The sequence below is a fragment of the Streptomyces sp. NPDC097981 genome (assembly GCF_040302565.1).
Classification (GTDB): Bacteria; Actinomycetota; Actinomycetes; order Streptomycetales; family Streptomycetaceae; genus Streptomyces.
On the sequence record NZ_JBEORW010000028.1, the window covers coordinates 20787 to 40831 of the forward strand.

At 71.5% G+C, this 20045-nt stretch carries 19 protein-coding genes and 2 pseudogenes; 15 read left to right on the forward strand and 6 right to left on the reverse strand.

Annotation, left to right across the window (positions count from 1 at the left end; genetic code table 11):
• Positions 1-4: 4 nt before the first annotated feature.
• Positions 5-511: a DinB family protein gene (locus tag ABTY04_RS25335; protein ID WP_352215684.1), complete on the forward strand. Its 507-nt coding sequence runs from the start codon at positions 5-7 to the stop codon at positions 509-511.
• Between the two features lie 9 nt (positions 512-520).
• Here ABTY04_RS25335 and ABTY04_RS25340 read toward each other — a convergent pair whose 3' ends face one another.
• Complete coding sequence (locus ABTY04_RS25340; RefSeq protein WP_352215685.1) at positions 521-1066, reverse strand: flavoprotein; 546 nt, start codon at positions 1064-1066, stop codon at positions 521-523.
• Between the two features lie 58 nt (positions 1067-1124).
• On the opposite strand from ABTY04_RS25340, the gene ABTY04_RS25345 reads away from it, so the two are divergent.
• Positions 1125-1340: a DUF4287 domain-containing protein gene (locus ABTY04_RS25345; RefSeq protein ID WP_352215686.1), complete on the forward strand. Its 216-nt coding sequence runs from the start codon at positions 1125-1127 to the stop codon at positions 1338-1340.
• On the opposite strand, the gene ABTY04_RS25350 is transcribed toward ABTY04_RS25345, so the two are convergent.
• Complete coding sequence (locus ABTY04_RS25350; RefSeq protein WP_352215687.1) at positions 1315-2778, reverse strand: MFS transporter; 1464 nt, start codon at positions 2776-2778, stop codon at positions 1315-1317. The genes ABTY04_RS25345 and ABTY04_RS25350 overlap by 26 nt on opposite strands.
• Positions 2779-2931: 153 nt before the next feature.
• On the opposite strand from ABTY04_RS25350, the gene ABTY04_RS25355 reads away from it, so the two are divergent.
• The 3 genes and pseudogenes from ABTY04_RS25355 to ABTY04_RS25365 form a co-directional block, all read left to right on the forward strand.
• A complete protein-coding gene (locus ABTY04_RS25355) occupies positions 2932-3846 on the forward strand; it encodes a helix-turn-helix domain-containing protein (RefSeq protein ID WP_352215688.1) in 915 nt (304 codons plus the stop codon).
• A 47-nt stretch (positions 3847-3893) separates the two neighbouring features.
• Positions 3894-4733 carry an NAD(P)H-binding protein gene (locus ABTY04_RS25360; protein WP_352215689.1) on the forward strand — a complete coding sequence of 280 codons (840 nt, stop codon included), beginning with the start codon at positions 3894-3896 and terminating at the stop codon, positions 4731-4733.
• 113 nt (positions 4734-4846) lie between these two features.
• Positions 4847-5365, forward strand: a pseudogene (locus tag ABTY04_RS25365) (helix-turn-helix transcriptional regulator); the annotation flags it as partial.
• A 4-nt stretch (positions 5366-5369) separates the two neighbouring features.
• On the opposite strand, the gene ABTY04_RS25370 reads toward ABTY04_RS25365, so the two are convergent.
• Entirely contained in the window at positions 5370-5858 is a 489-nt protein-coding gene (locus ABTY04_RS25370; protein WP_352215690.1) for a GNAT family N-acetyltransferase, read from the reverse strand.
• Positions 5859-5937: 79 nt separating this feature from the next.
• Here ABTY04_RS25370 and ABTY04_RS25375 point away from each other — a divergent pair, with 79 nt between their 5' ends.
• On the forward strand, positions 5938-6483 hold the full coding sequence (locus ABTY04_RS25375) for an anthrone oxygenase family protein (RefSeq protein ID WP_352215691.1): 546 nt from the start codon (positions 5938-5940) through the stop codon (positions 6481-6483).
• 24 nt (positions 6484-6507) lie between these two features.
• On the opposite strand, the gene ABTY04_RS25380 is transcribed toward ABTY04_RS25375, so the two are convergent.
• Positions 6508-7002: an anthrone oxygenase family protein gene (locus tag ABTY04_RS25380; protein WP_352215692.1), complete on the reverse strand. Its 495-nt coding sequence runs from the start codon at positions 7000-7002 to the stop codon at positions 6508-6510.
• Positions 7003-7303: 301 nt separating this feature from the next.
• Here ABTY04_RS25380 and gdhA point away from each other — a divergent pair, with 301 nt between their 5' ends.
• From gdhA to ABTY04_RS25405, 5 genes are all read left to right on the forward strand, one after another.
• Positions 7304-8707, forward strand: coding sequence for an NADP-specific glutamate dehydrogenase (gene gdhA / locus ABTY04_RS25385; protein WP_352215761.1), 1404 nt, complete (start codon positions 7304-7306; stop codon positions 8705-8707).
• Between the two features lie 165 nt (positions 8708-8872).
• Positions 8873-10258 carry an AMP-binding protein gene (locus tag ABTY04_RS25390; RefSeq protein ID WP_352215693.1) on the forward strand — a complete coding sequence of 462 codons (1386 nt, stop codon included), beginning with the start codon at positions 8873-8875 and terminating at the stop codon, positions 10256-10258.
• 574 nt (positions 10259-10832) lie between these two features.
• Complete coding sequence (locus ABTY04_RS25395) at positions 10833-11858, forward strand: bifunctional DNA primase/polymerase (RefSeq protein ID WP_352215694.1); 1026 nt, start codon at positions 10833-10835, stop codon at positions 11856-11858.
• A 17-nt stretch (positions 11859-11875) separates the two neighbouring features.
• Positions 11876-13390: a DNA primase family protein gene (locus ABTY04_RS25400; protein WP_352215762.1), complete on the forward strand. Its 1515-nt coding sequence runs from the start codon at positions 11876-11878 to the stop codon at positions 13388-13390.
• A complete protein-coding gene (locus tag ABTY04_RS25405) occupies positions 13387-13776 on the forward strand; it encodes a DUF6009 family protein (protein WP_352215695.1) in 390 nt (129 codons plus the stop codon). Before ABTY04_RS25400 ends, ABTY04_RS25405 begins: the two co-directional genes overlap by 4 nt.
• A 238-nt stretch (positions 13777-14014) precedes the next feature.
• Here the strand turns inward: ABTY04_RS25405 and ABTY04_RS25410 are convergent, their stop codons facing one another.
• Positions 14015-15868 carry an acyl-CoA dehydrogenase family protein gene (locus ABTY04_RS25410; protein ID WP_352215696.1) on the reverse strand — a complete coding sequence of 618 codons (1854 nt, stop codon included), beginning with the start codon at positions 15866-15868 and terminating at the stop codon, positions 14015-14017.
• 317 nt (positions 15869-16185) lie between these two features.
• Here ABTY04_RS25410 and ABTY04_RS25415 point away from each other — a divergent pair, with 317 nt between their 5' ends.
• The 3 genes and pseudogenes from ABTY04_RS25415 (at position 16186) to ABTY04_RS25425 (ending at position 18449) form a co-directional block, all read left to right on the forward strand.
• On the forward strand, positions 16186-16872 hold the full coding sequence (locus tag ABTY04_RS25415) for a ScbR family autoregulator-binding transcription factor (RefSeq protein WP_352215697.1): 687 nt from the start codon (positions 16186-16188) through the stop codon (positions 16870-16872).
• 44 nt (positions 16873-16916) lie between these two features.
• Positions 16917-17114, forward strand: a pseudogene (locus tag ABTY04_RS25420) (transposase); the annotation flags it as partial.
• A gap of 105 nt (positions 17115-17219) precedes the next feature.
• On the forward strand, positions 17220-18449 hold the full coding sequence (locus ABTY04_RS25425) for a cytochrome P450 family protein (protein WP_352215698.1): 1230 nt from the start codon (positions 17220-17222) through the stop codon (positions 18447-18449).
• A 265-nt stretch (positions 18450-18714) separates the two neighbouring features.
• On the opposite strand, the gene ABTY04_RS25430 is transcribed toward ABTY04_RS25425, so the two are convergent.
• Positions 18715-18870: a DDE-type integrase/transposase/recombinase gene (locus ABTY04_RS25430; RefSeq protein ID WP_352215699.1), complete on the reverse strand. Its 156-nt coding sequence runs from the start codon at positions 18868-18870 to the stop codon at positions 18715-18717.
• A gap of 305 nt (positions 18871-19175) precedes the next feature.
• Here ABTY04_RS25430 and ABTY04_RS25435 point away from each other — a divergent pair, with 305 nt between their 5' ends.
• Positions 19176-19796, forward strand: coding sequence for a ScbR family autoregulator-binding transcription factor (locus tag ABTY04_RS25435; protein WP_352215700.1), 621 nt, complete (start codon positions 19176-19178; stop codon positions 19794-19796).
• Positions 19797-20045 lie beyond the last annotated feature (249 nt).

Here is a 20045-nt window from a genome sequence, read left to right on the forward strand (position 1 = left end):
TCCGATGATCGACGAACAGCGGACCCGGCCCGTGCTGGTGGGCGACGAACGCGCGACCCTGACCAGCGTTCTGCAGTGGCAGCGGGACACCCTGATGATGAAGTGCACCGGGCTGACGGACGAGCAGCTCAGGCGCAAGGCTGTCGCGCCGTCCGGGCTGAGCCTGATCGGACTGGTGAGGCACCTGGCGGAGGTCGAGCGGGGCTGGTTCCGCAACGTCCTCAACGACGAGGACGTACGCGGCTACCACCCGAAGAACGAAGCCGGGGAGTGGACGGAGTTCCACGTCGAGGACGCGGACCCGGCGGAGGCGTTCGCCCTCTGGGAGGAAACGTGCGCCCGGTCCCGGGCGATCGTGGACGCCGCCGGGTCCCTCGACGTGACGGGGCGCTTCGGCGATCAGGAGTACTCGCTGCACTACATCCTGGCCCACATGATCGAGGAGTACGCCCGGCACAACGGCCATGCGGATCTGCTGCGCGAGGCGATCGACGGGGTGACCGGGGAGTAGCCGCCGCCCTCACGGGGTGTACACGGAGTCCAGGGCGGTGAGGGCGACCTGCCACGGGAAGTGGGACGGGGCGTCGGGGCCGGCCGGGCCGGGGACGAAGCCGTCCTCGCCGTACAGGACGGTGACGCCGGCGCCGCGCAGGACGGCCAGGGACTGGTCGAACTGGGGGTGGGCGGCGAGGGCGGCGTTCGTGCAGGGCATGGTGACGACGGGGGTGCCCTTGCCGATCGCCTCGGCGGCGACGCCGACGGCGAAGCGGTCGGTGAGGCCGAGGGCCCAGGCGTTGAGCGAGTTGAAGGTGGCCGGGGCGAAGAGCAGGGCGTCGGCGGCCGGCCATACGTCGGGCTCGCCGGGGAGTTTGTACTGCCAGCGCACGGGGTGGCCGGTCAGGGCCGCCAGGCCGTCGAGGCTGACCGAGAGCCAGTGCGCGGCGGTGGGGGTGAGACCGAGACAGACGTCCCAGCCCCGGGACTGGGCGTCCTCGATCACATGGGCCACGTCGAAGACGGGCGGAGCGGCGGAGCAGAGCAGGTAGAGAGTCCTCGCGTGGGTCATGCCCTCATGTGATCACATTGCCTGACCTCGACCATAGTTGAGGCAACGTCATCGGCCTGTGAGCGACCGGGCCCCACCCCGCCCACCTGCGGCATCGCCTGCCACGTCGGCCGGCCGGCGATCGCTCGCGCCGTGGCCGCGCCGGTCCACGGCCGCCCCGCTCACCCGGCACATGGAGCTCCTGTCCTGGCTCAAGACCGAGCACGGACTCGGGCACGGTCACGCCAGCGCCCTCGTCGCGCACACCCTCAGCGAGGACGCCGGGCGGGCCTGAGGAACAGGGCCGTCGTGGCCAGACCGGCCACGACCAGGGCGGTGTTCGCGAGGACGGCGGTCCGGACCCCGTCCAGGACCCCGGTGCCCGAGGCCGCGACGGCGCTCATGACCGGGGTGCCCATGGTGATGCCGATCTGCTGGGTCATCGTCGCCAGGCCGGTGGCCAGGCCCTGTTCGCCGTCCGGGAGGCCGGTGGTGGCGGTGACCATGAAGCCGACGATCACCAGCATGTTGCCGATCCCGCCGAGGAACGTCGCGGCGAGCAGCAGGGCGAGGTACGCGCGGTCGTCGCCCAGCGCCACCAGCGAGAAGGTGGCCGCGGCCTGGACGGCGCCGCCGGTGAGCAGGGTGGTCCGGGTCGAGGTCGCGCCGATCACACGGGGGGCGATCGAGCCGCCGATGACGGTGCCTGCGCCGAGGACGGAGAAGGCGAGACCGGCGGCGAGCGGGGAGTAGCCGAGGACTTCCTGGAGGTAGAGGGTCATCAGGAAGACCAGGGAGGTCTCGGTCAGAAAGGCGATCAGGCCCGCGGTGTTGCCCCAGGCGACGTTGCGGCGCCTCAGGACCGGGACCGGGACCAGGGGGCTCGCCGCCCGGGATTCCACGGCGTGGAAGACGAGCAGGAGGACCGCTCCGGCCACCAGCCAGGTCAGGGCGGCCGCCGAGTCCCAGCCGTGCTCGCCGGCGAGGGTGAGCCCGTAGACGAGCGCCAGCAGCCCGAGGGTGACCGCGACGGCCCCGGGGACGTCGAGCTTCGGGCGGACCGCCGGGCGGGACTCCACGATGACGGCCGGGGCGACGATCAGGACGGCCAGTGCCACGGGCACGTTGACGAGGAACGCCCACCGCCAGGAGAGCAGGTCGGTCAGGACCCCGCCGAGGATCGCGCCGGCGGTGAAACCGGCCGACATCAGCGCCCCGTTGAGGCCGAGGGCCTTCTGGCGCAGCGGACCCTCCGGGAAGGAGGTCGTGAGCAGCGCCAGCCCGGCCGGGGTGACGGCCGCGGTGGCCAGGCCCTGGAACACGCGGGCGGCCAGCAGCATCCCGGGGCCGGGGCCGGTGGCCAGGCCGCCGGCGAGGGAGGCAGCGCCGAGGACGGCGAGCCCGCCGAGGAAGACGCGGCGGCGGCCGAAGAGGTCCGCGATCCGGCCGAAGAGGAGCGTGAAGCCCGCGGCGCACAGGGCGAAGGCGGTGGCGATCCACTGGAGCCCGGAGAGGGAGAAGCCGAGGCCCTTGCCGATGACGGGCAGGGCCACGTTCAGGATCGAGAAGTCCACCGCCAGCATGAACTGGGCGACCAGCAGGACCACGAGGACCAGGCGGGAGCGGCCGTCGAGCCGGCTGCCGGCGCGGCGGGCGGGGCGGCCGGCGGGGCGGCCGGCCGGGTGGGCGGGCGGTGTCGTGGCCCGGTCGTGGGGATGGGTGACGTGTGACATCGGAGTTCCTTCCGCTGGAGCGTGCGGAACGACTCTGGCCCGGTCCGACGACGTCACCCAGCCCTCTGCCTGTGCTGGTGGCGGGGATGGTGTTGTCGGCAGGGACACCCTTGGAGCTCCCGCCCGGGCCGTCCGGTGGGGACACTGGACGGCATGGACACACCCACCGCCCTCGGGGACTTCCTCCGCAACCGCCGTGCCCGGCTCCAGCCGCAGGACGTGGGACTGCCCGCGCACGGCAGCACCCGGCGCCGGGTACCGGGACTGCGCCGGGAGGAGCTCGCGCTGCTGGCCGGGGTGAGCATCACCTACTACACCCACCTCGAACAGGGGCACTCCGCCAACGCCTCCGACGCCGTCCTGGACTCCCTCGCCCGCGCCCTGCGCCTGACCCCCGACGAGCACGCCCACCTGCGCGACCTGGCCCGCCCGCCGCGCGCACGGCGGGCCCCGGCCCCGCGGCCCGAGCACGCGCGGGCCGCGACCCGGCAGCTGCTGGCCGCGATGCCGGGCGTACCGGCCGTGGTGCTGGACCGGCGGGGCGACGTACTGGCCTGGAACCCGCTCGGGCACGCCCTGCTGGCCGGGCACCTCGACGCCACGAGCCCCGGCCGGCCGGCCGACCGGCCCAATCTGACGCGGATGCTGTTCCTCGACCCGCACACCCGCGAGCTGTACGCCGACTGGCAGCAGGACGCACGCATCGCGCTCGCCGCCCTGCGCCTGGTCGCCGGCCGCCACCCCGACGACCAGGCGCTCGCCGAGCTGATCGGCTCGCTGATGCTGCAGAGCACGGAGTTCGCGGCGCTCTGGTCCAAGCACCCGGTACGGGACTGCACGGTGGGCGTGAAGAACCTGCGGCACCCGGTCGTCGGCGAACTCGCCCTGGACTTCGAGTCCATGCCGATCAGCGACGGCAGCGGGCACCGGGTGCTGTTCTACAGCGCCGCCCCGGACTCGCCGTCGGCCGCCGGGCTCGCCCTGCTGGCCACCGTCCTCACCCCCGACGCGCTCCACGATCCGGGACGGGAACAGGAGCAGGGCGTGGACGCACGCGTATGGAGCTGAGCTTCTCGGCGATGTTCCGTCTCGCCGGGCCGGGCTTGACTGGAGACATGACACAGACACCGAACAGCACGCAGAGCGCCGCCCCCACCGCCCTCGTCATCGGGGGCAACGGCAAGACCGGCCGGCGCGTCGCGCAGAAGCTCCTCCTCCGGGGCATCCCGGTCCGGATCGGCTCGCGTACCGGAGCCCCCGCCTTCGACTGGAACGCCCCCGTCACCTGGGGCCCGGCGCTGGAAGGCGTGGACCGGGTGTACGTGACCTACCACCCCGACCTCGCCTTCCCGGGGGCCGCCGAGCAGATCGGCGCGTTCTCGGAGGTGGCCGTGGCCGCCGGGGCGCGCCGCCTGGTCCTGCTGTCCGGCCGGGGCGAGGAGGCCGCGCAGCTCGCCGAGGAGAGCCTGAAGGCCTCCGGGGCCGACTGGACGGTCGTCAGGTCCAGCTGGTTCAACCAGAACTTCGACGAGAGCTTCTTCCTGGAGCCCGTACGGGCCGGGGAGATCGCCCTGCCGACCGCGGACGCCGTGGAGGCCTTCGTCGACGCCGACGACATCGCCGACGTGGTGGTGGCCGCGCTGAGCGACGACCGGCACATCGGCAGGACGTACGAGCTGTCCGGACCGCGGCTGATCAGCTTCGCCGACGTCGCGGCCGAACTGTCGAAGGCGACCGGGCGGGAGATCGCGTACGTGCCCGTCTCCCACGAGGAGTACCGCGCGGTGCTCCTCGAGAACGGTCTGCCGCAGGAGTTCGCCGACCTGTTCGCGATGCTCCTGGACGGGCGCAACGCGCATCTGGTGCACGGGGTGGAGGAGGTGCTCGGCCGTCGGCCGAAGGACTTCGCCGACTTCGCCCGCGAGGCGGCGGCAACCGGTGTCTGGGACGTCTGAACTCCTGCCGCGGGGCCGGGGCGCGGGAGAGGATGGGCCCATGGACACGCTGACCGGCCTCCTCGAAGGCCCCAAGGCCCGGGGCGCTTTCCTCCTCAAGTCCGTCGATCGGGCTGCTCGCCTCGGAGATCTCCCGGGACGACCCGGGCCAGGAGATCGTCCTGGACCGGCTGCTGGACCTGCTGCTCATCGGGGTGCTGCGCACGTGGCTCGCGGACCCGGGGTCGGGGGCCCCGGGCTGGTACCGGGCGCAGGGTGATCCGGTGGTCGGCCGGGCGCTGCGGCTGCTGCACGAGAACCCGGCCCACGGCTGGACGGTGGAGGAGCTCGCGCACAAGGCAGGCGTCTCGCGGGCCTCGTTGGCGCGGCGGTTCACGGACCTGGTCGGGGAGCCGCCGATGGCGTACCTGACGGGCTGGCGCCTGGCCCTGGCGGCCGATCTGCTGCGGGAGCCGGACGCCACGGTGGCGACGGTGGCCCGGCGCGTGGGCTACGGGTCCGCGTTCGCGCTGTCGACGGCGTTCAAGCGGGTCCGCGGGGTCAGCCCGCAGGAGTTCCGTGCAGGAGCCGCCCCGGCTGCCGGGCCGGGCGCCGTCGGCCCCTCGCGCACGGTGGTCCTGCCGGGAGCGTAGGGGATCAGGCGGACGCGGCGGGCGGCAGGTCCAGTACGCCGACGGTCTGGCCGCCGCTGACCTCGCCGGTGAGACGGAAGCCGAGGCCGAGGTAGAACGGCTCGGGGGTGCCGGGGCCGCGCTCCCAGGTGACGTACGCCCGCTCGGCGCCGCGGCGCCGGAGCTCTGCGGTGACGGCCCGGACGGCGAAGCGGCCGTAGCCCCTGGCCTGGTGGGCGGCGGAGACGTTCAGGCGCCAGATGCCCGAGCGGATGTCGGCGGGGTCCCGCTCCGGGTCCCAGGCGATGTCGAGGAAGGCCATGACGAAGCCGACCACCTCGTCGCCGTCGACGACGGCACGCGGCCAGGCGGCGTCCGGGTGGACGTAGGCCTCGGCGAGGGACTTGACCACGGGGGAGACGAGATGGGCCTGGTCGGGGCGTACCTGTATCGCGCACACCGCGTCGAAGTTGACCGCGGTGACCGGCTCCAGGCGGAGTGCGGAGGTGCTCATGGCCGCACCCTACCGAGGGCGCGACCATGAGCCGGCGCCGGAAATGTTCGAGTGGGGATCCAGTGAAAAGGAGCGTTTCATGCAGACCGACACGACCGGCACGACCCGCACGACCGGCACCGGCAGCCGGATCGCGACCGTCCTGCTCATGGTCTCGACCGTGCTGATGGGCCTGATGGCGGGCCTGTTCTTCGCCTTCGACGTCTCGGTGATGCCGGGGCTGGCGCAGGGCGACGAGCAGACGTACGTCACGGCGATGCGGAACATCAACGCGGTCATCGACGGGAACGCACTGTTCGGCGCCGTCTTCGTGGCGGCCCTGCTCGCCGCCGCCGCCTCGGCGGTCGTCGAGTTCCGCAAGGGCCGGCGCGGGACCGCCGTGTGGGCGGGGGCGGCCGCCGCCCTGTACCTCGTCGTCCTGGTGGTCACCTTCACCGTGAACATCCCGCTGAACAACGAGCTCGCGGGCGTGGGCGGCGCGGCGAAGCCGGCCGGCTCCTCGATCGTGGACCGGTTCGAAGGGACCTGGGTGACCGCGAACATCGTCCGTACCCTGCTCTGCACGGCGGCCCTCACGGCCCTCGCGCGGGCGCTGGTGCTGTACGGGCGGGCCACCGCGCGCTGAGCCGCCGAGGCGTCGGGCCGCCGGTCAGAGACGGCCGCTCAGCACCAGGGCCCAGGCCAGGCAGCCGAGGGCGATCGTGCACAGCAGTGTCCGCACCCGGTTGGCCGGCACCCAGCGCGCCTCGAAGGCCCGGCGGACGGTGGCCGGATCGGCGATGTGCTCGACGGGGCCGGCCTGCTCCAGGGCGTTGTTGAGCGGGATGCTGACCCTGCCGGTGACGCCGAGCTGGAGGACGTACGCGACGAGCGCCCCGATCAGCGGCGGTGCGGCGCCGGCCCCGCCCGAGGCGAGGTGCAGGGCCAGCGCGAGGCCCGTGAACAGCAGGGAGCCGAGGAAGCAGACCAGGAACCAGCCGTTGACGATGGCGGTGTTGACGCGCTGCATGACCCGGATGAGCGTCCGGTCGTCCGAGCGCCGCAGCGCCGGCATCACCGAGACGTCGAAGGCGAAGAACAGACCGGCCATCAGGCCCGTCGTGACCGTCGCGGCGATGAGTGAGGCGAGCCTGGCGATGTCCACGTCGGTTTCCCCCCGTTGATGGTCTGCTCGTGGTCATACACGGGTCATCGAATCGTCATGGCTGTCGAGCGTAGGGGGCAACGGGACCCGTGTCGCGCGGGATTCACGGGGATGTCCGCTGCTCAGGGCGGGGGCACACGTCGGAGGGCATTTTTTTGTCCGCAGGGCAGAAGCCTTGCCCGGAGCGGCGCCGCGCGCGGTAGCCTCCGCCGAGGGCCGCGATCCGGAAAAGATTTTCCGAATGCCGTGCCCGCACGCGCTCTGCCCGGAAGCAGCCGGCATGCGCGGCCCCGCGGACACCATGCACCTGCCGTCGTCTACACACCGCGCACTCCCTGGAGGGACACACGTGAAGGACTCGAAGGGCACGCTGGAAGCATTGCGGGTCGAGATCGAGCGTCGTAATCCGGCGCAGCCGGAGTTCCATCAGGCGGTACGGGAAGTTCTGGACTCCCTCGCGCCCGTGTTCGCCGTCCGGCCGGAGTTCGCGGATCCGGCGGTGGCGCTGGTGGAGCGGCTGACGGAGCCGGAGCGGCAGATCGTGTTCCGGGTGCCGTGGCAGGACGACCGGGGCCGTGTCCACGTCAATCGCGGCTACCGCGTCGAGTTCAACAGCGCGCTCGGCCCCTACAAGGGGGGCCTGCGGTTCCACCCGTCGGTGGACATCGGGGTGGTGAAGTTCCTCGGGTTCGAGCAGATCTTCAAGAACGCGCTGACGGGGCTGGGGATCGGCGGCGGCAAGGGCGGCAGCGACTTCGACCCGCACGGCCGCTCGGACGCCGAGGTCATGCGGTTCTGCCAGTCCTTCATGACCGAGCTCCACCGCCATATCGGCGAGCACACCGACGTTCCCGCGGGCGACATCGGCGTCGGCGGCCGTGAGATCGGCTACCTGTTCGGCCAGTACCGGCGCATCACCAACCGGTGGGAGGCCGGCGTCCTGACCGGCAAGGGCCGGGCCTGGGGAGGCTCGGCGATCCGCCCCCAGGCCACCGGCTACGGCAGCGTCCTGTTCGCCGCCGAAATGCTGAAGGTGCGCGGTGAGTCCCTCGACGGGCTGGGCGCGGTCGTCTCCGGTTCCGGCAACGTCGCCCTCTACACCATCGAGAAGCTCCAGCAGCTCGGCGCCAACCCGCTGACCTGCTCCGACTCCCAGGGCTACGTCGTCGACGACAAGGGCATCGACCTCGCCCTCCTCCGGCAGATCAAGGAAGTCGAACGCGGGCGCGTCAGCGAGTACGCGGAGCGCCGCGGGCCCTCGGCCCGGTTCGTACCCGGCGGCCGCGTCTGGGAGGTCCCCGCGGACGTCGCGTTCCCCTCCGCCACGCAGAACGAACTCGGCGCGCAGGACGCCCGCACCCTCGTCGCGAACGGGGTCAAGGCGGTCTCCGAGGGCGCCAACATGCCCACCACCCCCGAAGCCGTCCGCACCCTCCAGGACGCCGGCGTCGCGTTCGGACCCGGCAAGGCCGCCAACGCGGGCGGCGTCGCCGTCAGCGCCCTCGAAATGAGCCAGAACGCCGCCCGCACCGCCTGGAGCGCACAGCGCGTCGAGGACGAACTCGCGGGCATCATGCGCTCCATCCACACCGTCGCCCACGAGACCGCCGAACGCTACGGGGCCCCCGGCGACTACGTGACCGGAGCCAACATCGCCGGCTTCGAACGCGTCGCCGACGCCATGCTCGCCCAGGGTGTCATCTGACCGGCCGCCACACGGCTCGTCCGGGCGCGGCCCGGGGCTACGGCCCCGGGCCGCGCCTTCGTGTGCCTTCGTGTGCCTGCGGGGCCGGTGCTGCCAGGTGGCCGGGAGTGCGGGCCGTAGCCTGGGGCCGACCTGGCGGAAGTGAACACCGAGGGGGATGTGACCGTGCTGACGGCGTTGGACGGGGTCTACGGGGACCGGAAGGACGCGATCTGCGTCGCGGGGCGGACCGCCTCGTACGAGGAACTGCTAGGCGCGGCCCGAGCAGTGGCCGCCGACGTGGCCGGGGCGAAGGCGTTCGCGGTGACCGCGACGGCCTCCCTGGAGACCGTCGCCGCCGCGGTCGGGGGGCTGCTGGCCGGGGTGCCCTTCGTACCGCTGCCGCCCGATGCCGGGCCCGCCGAGCGCGAGCACATCCTGCGGGACTCCGGGGCCGTGCCGGTGGAGGTGGACTTCGCCCGGCGGGCGACGGGCTCCTCCGCGCACTCCTCGGCGGCCCTGACGTGGGCAGGGGGCGGCGCGGGGCCCGAGGACCCCGCGCTGGTGCTGTACACCTCCGGGACCACGGGCGCGCCCAAGGGCGTGGTGCTGACGGGCGCGGCGCTCGCCGCCGACCTGGACGCGCTGGCCGAGGCCTGGCAGTGGAGTGCGGAGGACACCCTCGTGCACGGCCTGCCGCTGTTCCACGTGCACGGGCTCGTGCTCGGCGTCCTCGGAGCCCTGCGCACCGGCAGCCGCCTCGTCCACACCGGGCGGCCGACGCCCGCCGCCTACGCGGAGGCCGGCGGGAGCCTGTACTTCGGCGTCCCGACCGTGTGGTCGCGCATCGCAGGGGACCCGCAGGCCGCGGCCGCGCTGTCCCGGGCCCGGCTGCTGGTCTCCGGCAGCGCCGCGCTGCCCGCGCCCGTCTTCCGGGACCTGGAACGGCTGACCGGGCTGCGGCCCGTGGAGCGGTACGGGATGACGGAGACACTGATCACCGTCAGCGGGCGCGCGGGCGGCGAGGTCCGGCCCGGTACGGTCGGCACCCCGCTCCCGGGGATCCGGACCCGGATCGCGGCGGAGCCGGGCGCCGAGATCGGGGAACTCCAGCTGACCGGGCCGACGTTGTTCGCGGGGTACCTGGGCCGTCCCGAGGCCACGGCGGCCGCGTACACCGAGGACGGCTGGTTCCGTACGGGCGACATCGCGGCCGTCGACCCGGCGGACGGGGTCCACCGGATCGTGGGCCGGGCCTCCATCGACATGATCAAGTCGGGCGGGTACCGGATCGGAGCCGGGGAGATCGAGAACGCGCTGCTGGACCACCCCAGGGTCAGCGAGGCGGCGGTGGTGGGCGTCCCGGACGCGGACCTGGGGCAGCGGATCGTGGCGTTCGTCGTCGCGGAGGGGGTGACGGGCGCCGAGCTCACGGACTTCGTCGCCGCGCACCTGTCCGTGCACAAGCGGCCCCGCGAGGTGCGGTTCGTCCCGGCGGTGCCGCGCAACGCGATGGGCAAGCCGCAGAAGAAGCTCCTCCTGACCGGGGAGTTCGGCCCGGAGGCGGGGTGAGGCACCATCAGTCGCTCGCCTCCCGCTGGAGCCCCGGTTCAGGGGGACTTGAGCGGCCCGGAGGGCGGGGGCTCCAGAGCAGCGACTGAACGCGAGCGACCGAAGGATTCTTCGGTCGCTCGGATCGGGAAAGGAAAAGTGCTGGTCAGAGGCCTGAGAAGGGAGGGGCAGCGACTGAAGCGACTCAAGGTCCAGGTATATGGAGACATTCGCGTACGTGCGCATGTGCGCGCGTGTGCGTCATATATAGGGGTCCTCAGTCGCTTCAGTCGCTGATTCTTCTTGCGCAGGCCTCTGACCTGGTGTTCTGTGAGCTACTCAACGAGCGACCGAGAAGGGTCGGGTCGCTGTGCGCTCAGTCGCTCGGTCGCTGGGGCTTCTCCTGGACACGTACATCTGTTCTGGCTCATATGCCTCTCGTCCCCCGGCTGTTTCGATAACCTGATTTTGGGCGTTGAGTCGCTTCAGTCGCTGATGGGGGAAGTGAATGGCAGCTGAGCTGCGGGTTTCGCGCAGCGACCCAAGGCAGTCCACGAGAGCTGCGCCGGTCGCATCGCAGCCTCTGACGACCGCCATGTGGTGCGCACGCCAGGGGTGGCCGGTTCACCCCCTCGCGCCGGGCCGCAAGACGCCCGTGGGCAACTGCGACGCGTGCCGCGCCCCGGGCCACGAGCGGGGCATGTGCGACTGCCTCCGCGCGGGCCGCTGGTGCCACGGGTTCCACGCGGCCACGCTCGACTCCGGGCGGATCCGGCAGTGCTGGGGTGCCCGCCCCGACCTCGGGGTCGGCGTCGCCACCGGCCCCGCGGGCCTGGTCGTCATCGACATCGACGCGCACGCGCACGAACTCCCCGGCCGCGACAGGCTGCTGCCCGGAGTCGCGATCGCCGACGCGGTCGATCTGACCGGGCTGGCCAACGGCTTCCACACCCTTGGCGTACTGGCCGCCCTGCGCGGCGCCACGAGCCCGGCGGACGACGCCTCGACCCTGCGCGTACGGACCCCGTCCGGGGGCCTGCACGTGTGGTACCGCAACGACGGCGGCCACCGCTGGCAGTGCTCCGCCGGGTCGGGCAGCGGCCGGGCCCTCGCCTGGCAGGTCGACGTACGGGCGCACGGCGGGTACATCGTGGCCCCGGGCACCATGACCCCCGCCGGGGTCTACCGGCCGCTGGGAGCCGTCCGGATGCCCGCGCCGCTGCCGGCCTGGCTCGCCCGGGAACTGGAGCGCACCGGGCACCTGCCCTCCGCAGCCGTACCCGGCCCGCGCCCCGTCCCGCCCCGGGCCCGGCAGGCCGTCATCGCGGCGGGCGGGGGACGAGCGGCGTCGGACCGGGTGCTGGCGGGAGCGCTGGCCGAGGTGGCCGCCTGCTCCGCCGTACCCGAAGGGGCCGCGTTCTCCGAGAAGCTGAACCGCGCCGCCTACACCGTCGGGGGCCTGGTCGCCGCGGGGCACGTCACCGAGGCCGAGGCCCTGCGCGCCCTGGAGGATGCGGCCGGGCAGGCCCGTCCCGGGCAGGAGCGGCGCTGCCGCGCCATCATGCGCGGTGGGCTGAGCGCGGGCCTGGCGCACCCGCTGGCCCTCCGAGGCCGCCGGTGAGCGTGGAAAACGACAGCATGCTGGCCGGCTTCGACGTACAGGCCGTCGCCGCGCAGATCCTCGCCCAGCCCGTTCCGGCGCCCCGGGAGTCCGAGGAGTCCGCGGAGTACCCCGCGGACGGGGAGGGGTCCGGCAGCGCCTGCGAGGCGGCGGCGGACGGACTGCTGCCCGACACGCTCACCGACCGGGGCAACGCCAAGCTGTTCGTCAAGCTCTACCGCAACGACTACCGGCACGTCCCCGGAATCGGCTGGCTCCGCTGGGACGGTACCCGCTGGCAGATCGACGAGGACGACACCGTGATGTGGTCCGCGGGAGACCTCGCGGAGTCCATCGCCACCACCGACCCCCGGGGCGTGTACACCCCGGCCGCGCTCCAGCAGCACCGCCGCCGCACGCTCAGCACCAGCGGGATGAACGCGATGCTCACCCAGGCGAAGTCCGCCCCGGGCATGGTGCTCAACGCGGCCCGCCTGGACGCCGATCCGTACGCACTGTGCACGCCCGCAGGCGTCGTGGACCTGCGGACCGGGCACATCCGCCCCGCCGAGCCCACGAAGGACTTCCACTCCCGCTCCACCTCGGCAGCGCCGCAGCCGATGCCCACGCCGCGCTGGCACCGCTTCCTGACCGACACCTTCGGCGAGGGGCCTGAGGGGGCGGAGATGATCGACTTCCTCCAGCTGCTGCTCGGCTACTCCGTCACCGGGGACGTCGGCGCCCAGGTCATGCCGTTCCTGTTCGGGTCCGGCAAGAACGGCAAGTCCGTACTGCTGGACGTCCTGATGAAGCTGCTCGGGGACTACGCGGACGCGGCGCCTCCGGGATTCTTGATGTCCCGGCCGTACGAGGGGCACCCGACCGACCTCGCCGAGCTGCACGGCCGCCGCGTGATCGTGTGCAGCGAGGTCAAACCGGGTGACCGTTTCGACGAGGCCCGCGTCAAACTGCTCACCGGCGGAGACCGCATCAAGGCGCGCCGGATGCGGCAGGACTTCTTCAGCTTCGAGCCGACGCACAAGATGTGGCTGCTGGGCAACCACCGGCCCGAGGTGGGCACCGGCGGCTTCGCGTTCTGGCGGCGCATGCGGCTGATCCCGTTCGAGCGGGTCGTCTCCGACGACCGCAAGATCGACAACCTGGCGGACGTGCTCGTCACCCAGGAGGGCCCGGGCATCCTCAACTGGCTGATCGAGGGCGCCCGGCGCTACCTCGGCGGCGACCGGGACCTCACGGGCCCCGAGCGCGTCCGCATCGCGACCACGGCGTACGCGGAGACCGAGGACCACACCGGGCGCTTCATCGGCGAGACCTGCCGCCTGGAGGCCGATCTGCGGGCGGAGCAAGCGCAGCTCTACGCGGCCTACAGGGCGTGGTGCCAGAATGAGGGAGCCCCGGCCATATCCTCCCGGGCCTTCGCGGCACGCGTCCGCGAGGTGGTGGGACTGGCCTCGCCGAAGGAAATGATCCTGTCCAACCAGCGCAAGTACTACCCGGGCATCGGCCTGCTCGCGGACGAGGAGACAGTATGAGCGCCCTCATCGCAGAAGACGAGATCGTCCACGAAGTGGACCTCGTCTGGCTGGAGGACATCAGCCGGCTCGACTACGTCCGCCAGAGCCTGGACCGGCTGCCGACCCGGCGCGGCAGGCCCGCGTACCACCGCGACGGGCGGATGGTCGGGTACGCCCTGCTGGGGCCGAAGGCCAAGCCCTCGCGCTCCTCCGGCACGTTCCGCCGGCGGGTCTTCTGGCTGCTGCCGCACGACCGGGACACCGCCCCCGAGGGGCTGTACGCGAGGGGGGCGCCGGCCGAGGCCGTGGACGCCCGGACGCTGGCCCCGGGCAACAAGGGGCGCAAGACGGAGCGTTCGGAGGGCGGCCCCATGTCCTCGGCGATGCTGGAGCTGCGGCCGTAGACCGGCCGGACGGTGCCGCCCGCGGCGGGGCCGGCGGGCTCGTCTTCGCACGGGACGACAGGCAACTGCAGAAGGTGGTCGGGGAAGGTGCGCGGTACGGGGTGTTCGCTTCGTGATCGCCCTGATCGGGCCGACACGGGAGCAGTCATCCCATGAGGCAGCGCTGTCCCGTTCCCTTCACTGACACCCGTGTGCCGCGAGCGGCGAGACTCGCGGCACACGGGTCAGGAGTGGCGCTCTACCGGTAGTGGTCAAGGTAGTCCGCGTTGGCGATGGGGGCCTCAGCGAGGAACTCGTCCGGCAGGTCGAAGGCGTCCACGAGCGTCATCATGTGCGGGGCGAGCTCCGCGAGGACGGCGTCGATCGTCTCGTGCAGACCGAGTACGTGCTGCACCGTCAGCCGCTGCTCCGCGAGCAGGTCACCGGTGTGCTGGCGCAGCTGCTGGAGCAGGAACAGCCAGCACAGGTTCGTGAGCAGCTTGCGGGTCGCGGGCTCGGTCGCCCGCCCCGCCGCCTCCAGGAAGGCGTCGGCCGCCAGCCTGCTTGCGTGGGCCGAGACCATCTCCAGCGCGGCGCCGGAGGACTCGTTCCAGCGGCCGACCGGGTCCCCGGAGGGGCCCTGGCGCAGTGCGATGCGGGCGCGTGCCTGCCAGGTCCGTTCGACGGAGGCGAGCAGGTCGCGCAGGAAACGCAGGTCCGTCAGGTCGCGTTCGCCGGGCGGCCGGGTGTCCGAGCTGATGGGGTCCACCTGGTGCCCGAACACCATCTCGGCGGCAGCCTTCACCCAGATCACCAGGTTGTCGCCCTCCGCGGTGATCCCGCCCTCGATGTTCCCGGGCAGGTCCGAGATCCTGTTTGCCGGGAACAGGCCTTGCGCGCCGCACCGTTCGCGGGACTCGGTCGCGATCTCCCGCGCCTGCCAGGTGATCCAGCCCTTGGCGACGGCGACCAGGCGCTCCACCTCTTCGCGCTCCGCTTCCTCGTGCGCGACGAAGCGGTCCATCACCGTCCGGTGCAGGAAGGTCATGGCGTAGGCGTTCGCGAGAGAGTGCAGCAGCCTGCTGTGGTGGCTGCGGTGGCGGACCACCGGGATGCGTTGGCCGGTCTTCGGGCCGCCGACTTGCCGGTGGTGCGCATAGCGCACCGCGATGGTCAGCGCGGCCCGTGCCATGCCCAAGGTGCCGGCGCTCATGCAGAGCTTGCCCACGGTGACGCGGTTGACGGAGCGCAGGAAGCGCTTGCGCCGGTTTCCCAGCGCGCTGGTCAGCGTGCCGTCCTCGTCCAGCCGGCCGTGGTCGGCCTCCAGCATGGCCTCACGCGGCAGCCATACGTGGTCGAAGGACGTGAGGCAGTGGTCGACCGGCGTTCCCGTGCGGTGTGGCAGTTGGCGGACGGTGATCCCGGGCAGGTGCCCGGCGTGGTCGCTCAGCGGGGTCAGGAACAGGAAGATGCCCTGGTCCTCGCCGTCGACCAGGAGCCGAGCCGCGACCAGGGCGCTCTTCGGACCGCCGATGAGGCTGGTGTTGGGCATGAACTTGCGCGCACCCGGATTGGGCGTGTTCAGGATGAAGCCGCCGGTTGCCGGGTCGAAGACGGCGACGGTCTGCAGTGAGGCGACGTCGTTGCCGTGTGCCAGCTCGGTGCACAGGAAGGTCCCGATGCGCCGCATCGAGGTGAAAGTGGACAGGTCCCGTCCGTAGACCTCGTGGTCGAGCAGGCTCCCCATGAAGAGGTTGTAGTGGATGCTCGCCAGGGTGCACAGGCCCCCGTCCACGAACCCGGCCCACTCGTGGAGCCCGGCCAGCAGGCGGGCGTCGTGCGCCAGCGCCATCGGATCGTCGACCGTGCTGTTGACCATACGCAGACGGTCGTACGAAACCGCCGTCCGCTCTCCCGGAGTCAGGTCCGGAAGGTAGGAGAAGGCCTTGCCGGCGAGGAGTCGCCGCCAGCCCCCGTGGACCCGCTCGCGGTCGTCGCGGTCGAAGAGCAGGTGGGTCAGCTCTTGGGTGGCAGATGTGGGCCTGGGGCCAGGCTTGGTCGAGTCCCGCTGAGCAGGCAAAACGCTGATCGGGGCGGGGTGGAGGTCAGCCACGCCACTCCCGCTGCGTCGATAGGTCTCCGCGTACTCACGCGTCAGTGCCAACATCGGACCATCCCCCCGTTAGGAACCGAAGTAGTTACGCAGAGCCAAAGATACGAACTAACCGGTTTTGTTTTCAAGAGGTGACAAGCAAAAACCGGTACCCTGGTTTTTTTTGCCGAGTGCGGATATAGTCGAGGATGGCTTGGTCGGTACCTAGGCTGACCAGGGGCGATATCGGACGGTGGCGCGGTAATCACGCCACGTGAGCACGGGGGAGAGTGCAAACCTCGCGGTTTGTTCTTGTCCCGAGTGGTAGCGGAGGGTGTATGGCGCGGCAAGAACGAGCCATTCGTACACGGCAGAAGATCCTGGTCGCGGCGGCGGAGTTGTTCGACGAGGTCGGCTACGAGTCCGCGACGATCTCCGAGGTGCTCAAGAAATCCGGGGTGACCAAGGGAGCGCTCTACTTCCACTTCACCTCGAAGGAAGAGCTTGCCCAGGCAGTGCTGGCCGGGCAGGTGGAAGCCCTGCCGCCGGTACCGGAGTCGGAACTGTACCTGCAGCAGAGCTTGGACGAGGCACTGGTACTCGCCCACCTGCTGTACAAGGGCGACCCATTGGTACGGGGGAGCGTGCGGCTCACCGTGGACCAGGGCTCCCCGGTCGACGGCCTGGACCGCCGCATCCCCATGCAGGGCTGGAACGACCACAACACGGCGCTGCTCACCCGTGCGAAGGAGTGCGGGGAGATCCTTCCTCACGTCGACATCGAGGCCACGGCCAAGATGTTCACCGGCAGCTTCACCGGCGTCCAGGTTCTGTCGAAGATCATGACCGGGCACGCGGACATGGTGGAACGGGTGACCGACTTGATGCGGACGCTGCTGACCGCGATCGCCATGCCCGGGGTGCTGGTGCGCCTCGACTTCGCCGCGGACCGCGCGGAGCGCGTGTACGAGGCAGCCGTCAGGCTGCGCGACGCGAAGGCCGAGGCGGCGTCCGAGGCGGCCTAGGGCCTGTTGCGAAAGTGGATCTTGTTCGTTCTTGATCACGTCCTGTGGGGCGTGGGGATCTGACGAACGGGCAGTGGGCCCGGCTTGAGCCGCTGCTGTCGCAGGGCATCAAGCCGGGCCGGCCGCAGGTGTGGGCGCGGCGGCAGCTGATAGACGGCATACGGTGGCGGACTCGGACCGGCGCCCCATGGCGTGACGTGCCCGAACGCTATGGCCCGTGGGACCGGGTCTATGACCTGTTCCTGGCGCCGTCGAACGGAACGGGGGAGGGGGCGCGACGTTCTCCTCGGTGCGCGTGGGTGTGACGGCGTACGGAAACGCAACGACCAACCGAATGGAGTGCATAGATGGACATGGCTGCTTGCCCGTACGCGCTGGACGTGGAGGGGCGGGACATCGCGGGTGAGGTCGCGATGCTCCGGAAGCAGGCACCGGCGGTCGAGGTGGAGCTCCCGGGCGGGGTCCGCGCCTGGGCCGTGGTGGGCCAGCCGTACGTCGAGCGCCTGCTGCTCGACCCGAGGGTCTCCAAGGACGCCCGACGGCACTGGCCGGAGTTCGTCGACGGGCGAATAACGCCCGACTGGCCGCTCTATCCCTGGGTGGCCAACGAGAACATGCTGTTCGCCTACGGCCAGGAACACAGTCGGCTGCGCCGCCTTGTCGCGGGGGCGTTCACAGCGCGGCGGTCCGCGGCCCTGCGGCCCCGGGTCGAGGAGCTGACCGCCGAGCTGCTCGACGGACTGGACTCCGTGCCGGCCGGCCAGCCCGTCGACTTGCGTTCCGCGTTCGCGGAACTGCTGCCCCTGCAGGTGATATGCGAGCTGTTCGGAGTCGAGCGGGGCCCCGAGCGGGACGCGCTGGCGGCCGCGCTGCACACCGTGTTCAGCACTACGGTTACGGCGGACGAGATGGAAGCCGCGCGCATGACAGCCTTCGGACTGCTGGCCGGGCACGTGGCGGCCAAGCGCGCTGAGCCGGGCGACGACCTGACGTCCTCGCTGATCGAGGCCCGGGACAACGGCGACGCGCTCACCGAGACCGAACTGCTCGGCTCCCTCTTCCTGCTGATCGCGGCGGGCCAGGACACCACGTCCACGCTGGTCACCAACGCCCTGGGCGCGCTGCTGTCCCGTCCCGAGCAGCTGGCGCACATACGGGAGGGCCGGGCCAGCTGGGAGGACGTGGTCGCCGAGACGATGCGGGTCCACAGCCCCGCGAGCTACTCGCCCATGCGCTTTGCGGTGGAGGACATCGACCTGGATGGGGTCAAGATCCAGCAGGGCGACGCCATCCTCGTCTCCTTCGCGGGCGCTGGCCGCGACCCGGAGCGGTACGGGGCGGACGCCGCGGAGTTCGACCTGCTGCGCACCGAGCGCGACACCATCGGATTCGGCCACGGCGTGCACCGGTGCCTGGGCGCCCCGCTGGCCGTGTTGGAGGCCACCACCGCTCTCGCCGCGCTCTTCGAGCGCTTCCCGGACATGGCCCTCGGCTGCCCGGAGCAGGACCTGGAGCCGATGCCCACCTTCCTGCTGAACGGCTACGGGGCTCTTCCGGTGGTGCTGCGCCAGGCTTGAGCGGGTGCCGGGCACGGCGTACGGGACAGAGCCACAGGCTCCGCGGCGAACTTGGCCCCGGAGCCTTTCTGTTGTGTCCGGACGGTAGGCAGGGGGCCTTCACCGCCCCTTCTCCCCGTGGATTTCGGCGGGCGTTCTTCGACCGTGCGCAGAAACCGCACCAGCGGTTTGTTATAGTCGGATCGTATGCTCAGCGGACGGGGTCACTTGCCGGTGGGCGGCCCCGCAGGAGCCGAGCTTGGTCGGCAACCGCCACCCGCGGCACCTACGGCAAATGCCTCAGGCGGCGGCGGGGGAACCTGATCGCGGCCTTGGCGTCCCGCTTGTTCTCAGCCGGGCTGTCGAGCCCGCTGCCGTCCTGGTTCACGACCCGCCGCACGTGGTGGAACCGTCCGTTGATCTTGATGAAGACCTCGCCCATGTGCCGTGTGTCGCCCGGGCCGGGCATGTCGCCGGCGCAGTTTGTTCGTATATGCCTGTTCGAACATGGCGCACCGCTGCCGGTAGCAGCGCGTTCAGCTCCGCAATGCTATTAAAACCGCGCAAGCGGTTTGTTAGACTCTAGGGTAGTGGGCTCGCTGCATCGTGGGGAGCGGCCTGGTGTGACTGTGAGCGGTGGTGCCGGGGGTGCCAGCGAGTCCAGCTCCCCGGCCGGCTTCGTCGCAGCTTCCCTGGCCGCCTGCCCTTCCGCAGGCGTGGCAACCCCTTGCAGTGACGGAGTAGTTGATGGCCAAACAGGAACGCGCGGTGCGTACGCGCGACACCCTGATCCGGTCCGCGGCCGAGATCTTCGACCGGGAGGGATTCGCGGTGGCGTCCCTCACCGCGATCAGTAAGCTGGCCGGGGTGAGCAACGGCGCGCTGCACCACCACTTCACCAGCAAGGCCGTGCTGACCGACGCGGTCGAGGAGGCGGCGCTGGCCCGGCTGCTGGCCGTCACCGAAGCCGGTCTCCCGCTCGGGGCAAGCCGTATGCAGCTCCTGGTCGACGTGACCCACCGGTTGGCGACTGCGCTGCGCGGGGACGTGGTGCTGCGGGCCGGGTTCGAGCTGAGCGGCGAGGTTTCCCGCCCGCCGCGTGCCGATCTGCGTGAGTGGTGGCGGCGATGGGTCCTAGAGACGCTCGAACAGGCTGATGCCGAGGGCGAGTTGCGTCCGGAGGTGACGGCCTCGGACGTGGTGAGCGCCGTGGTGGCCGCGACCGTGGGGTTCGAGGTGCTCGGGGTCCGGCAGGCGGAGTGGCTCTCGGACTCCACCATCACCCGGTTCTGGCGGCTGCTGCTGCCGACGGTCGTGCCGACGGCCCGTCTCGCGGACCTCGACGCCGAGGGGCCCCGCCCGCTGTAGTGGCTCTGCGTCCCGGTCTTCCGTGCATGCGAACGGAAGACCGGGGCATCTGCGTGCTCCAAGACTGAACAGTCTGTTTTGATCCACCTAGGTCCGCTCTGGAGCGCAGCCGGGGCGCGTCTTTGAGGGTGACCTCTCCTGCGAGAGATGGATTCCTGCAGGTCAGAGCGGTGATTGAGGCTCCACTGGATGAGCTGATCAATAAAAACAGCATGGTCGGTTTCATATTGACAAACCGCTGGTCCTGTT

What these genes read in the sequence shown, in the direction of transcription:
- ABTY04_RS25425 (WP_352215698.1), top strand. Translation starts at nt 17,220, where the DNA reads ATGGACATGGCTGCTTGCCCGTACGCGCTGGACGTGGAGGGGCGGGAC.
- ABTY04_RS25375 (WP_352215691.1), top strand. Translation starts at nt 5,938, where the DNA reads ATGCAGACCGACACGACCGGCACGACCCGCACGACCGGCACCGGCAGC.
- ABTY04_RS25430 (WP_352215699.1), bottom strand. Translation starts at nt 18,870, where the DNA reads ATGGGCGAGGTCTTCATCAAGATCAACGGACGGTTCCACCACGTGCGG.
- ABTY04_RS25355 (WP_352215688.1), top strand. Translation starts at nt 2,932, where the DNA reads ATGGACACACCCACCGCCCTCGGGGACTTCCTCCGCAACCGCCGTGCC.
- ABTY04_RS25360 (WP_352215689.1), top strand. Translation starts at nt 3,894, where the DNA reads ATGACACAGACACCGAACAGCACGCAGAGCGCCGCCCCCACCGCCCTC.
- ABTY04_RS25400 (WP_352215762.1), top strand. Translation starts at nt 11,876, where the DNA reads ATGCTGGCCGGCTTCGACGTACAGGCCGTCGCCGCGCAGATCCTCGCC.
- ABTY04_RS25370 (WP_352215690.1), bottom strand. Translation starts at nt 5,858, where the DNA reads ATGAGCACCTCCGCACTCCGCCTGGAGCCGGTCACCGCGGTCAACTTC.
- ABTY04_RS25405 (WP_352215695.1), top strand. Translation starts at nt 13,387, where the DNA reads ATGAGCGCCCTCATCGCAGAAGACGAGATCGTCCACGAAGTGGACCTC.
- ABTY04_RS25415 (WP_352215697.1), top strand. Translation starts at nt 16,186, where the DNA reads ATGGCGCGGCAAGAACGAGCCATTCGTACACGGCAGAAGATCCTGGTC.
- ABTY04_RS25435 (WP_352215700.1), top strand. Translation starts at nt 19,176, where the DNA reads ATGGCCAAACAGGAACGCGCGGTGCGTACGCGCGACACCCTGATCCGG.
- ABTY04_RS25350 (WP_352215687.1), bottom strand. Translation starts at nt 2,778, where the DNA reads ATGTCACACGTCACCCATCCCCACGACCGGGCCACGACACCGCCCGCC.
- ABTY04_RS25340 (WP_352215685.1), bottom strand. Translation starts at nt 1,066, where the DNA reads ATGACCCACGCGAGGACTCTCTACCTGCTCTGCTCCGCCGCTCCGCCC.
- gdhA (WP_352215761.1), top strand. Translation starts at nt 7,304, where the DNA reads ATGCACCTGCCGTCGTCTACACACCGCGCACTCCCTGGAGGGACACAC.
- ABTY04_RS25395 (WP_352215694.1), top strand. Translation starts at nt 10,833, where the DNA reads ATGTGGTGCGCACGCCAGGGGTGGCCGGTTCACCCCCTCGCGCCGGGC.
- ABTY04_RS25335 (WP_352215684.1), top strand. Translation starts at nt 5, where the DNA reads ATGATCGACGAACAGCGGACCCGGCCCGTGCTGGTGGGCGACGAACGC.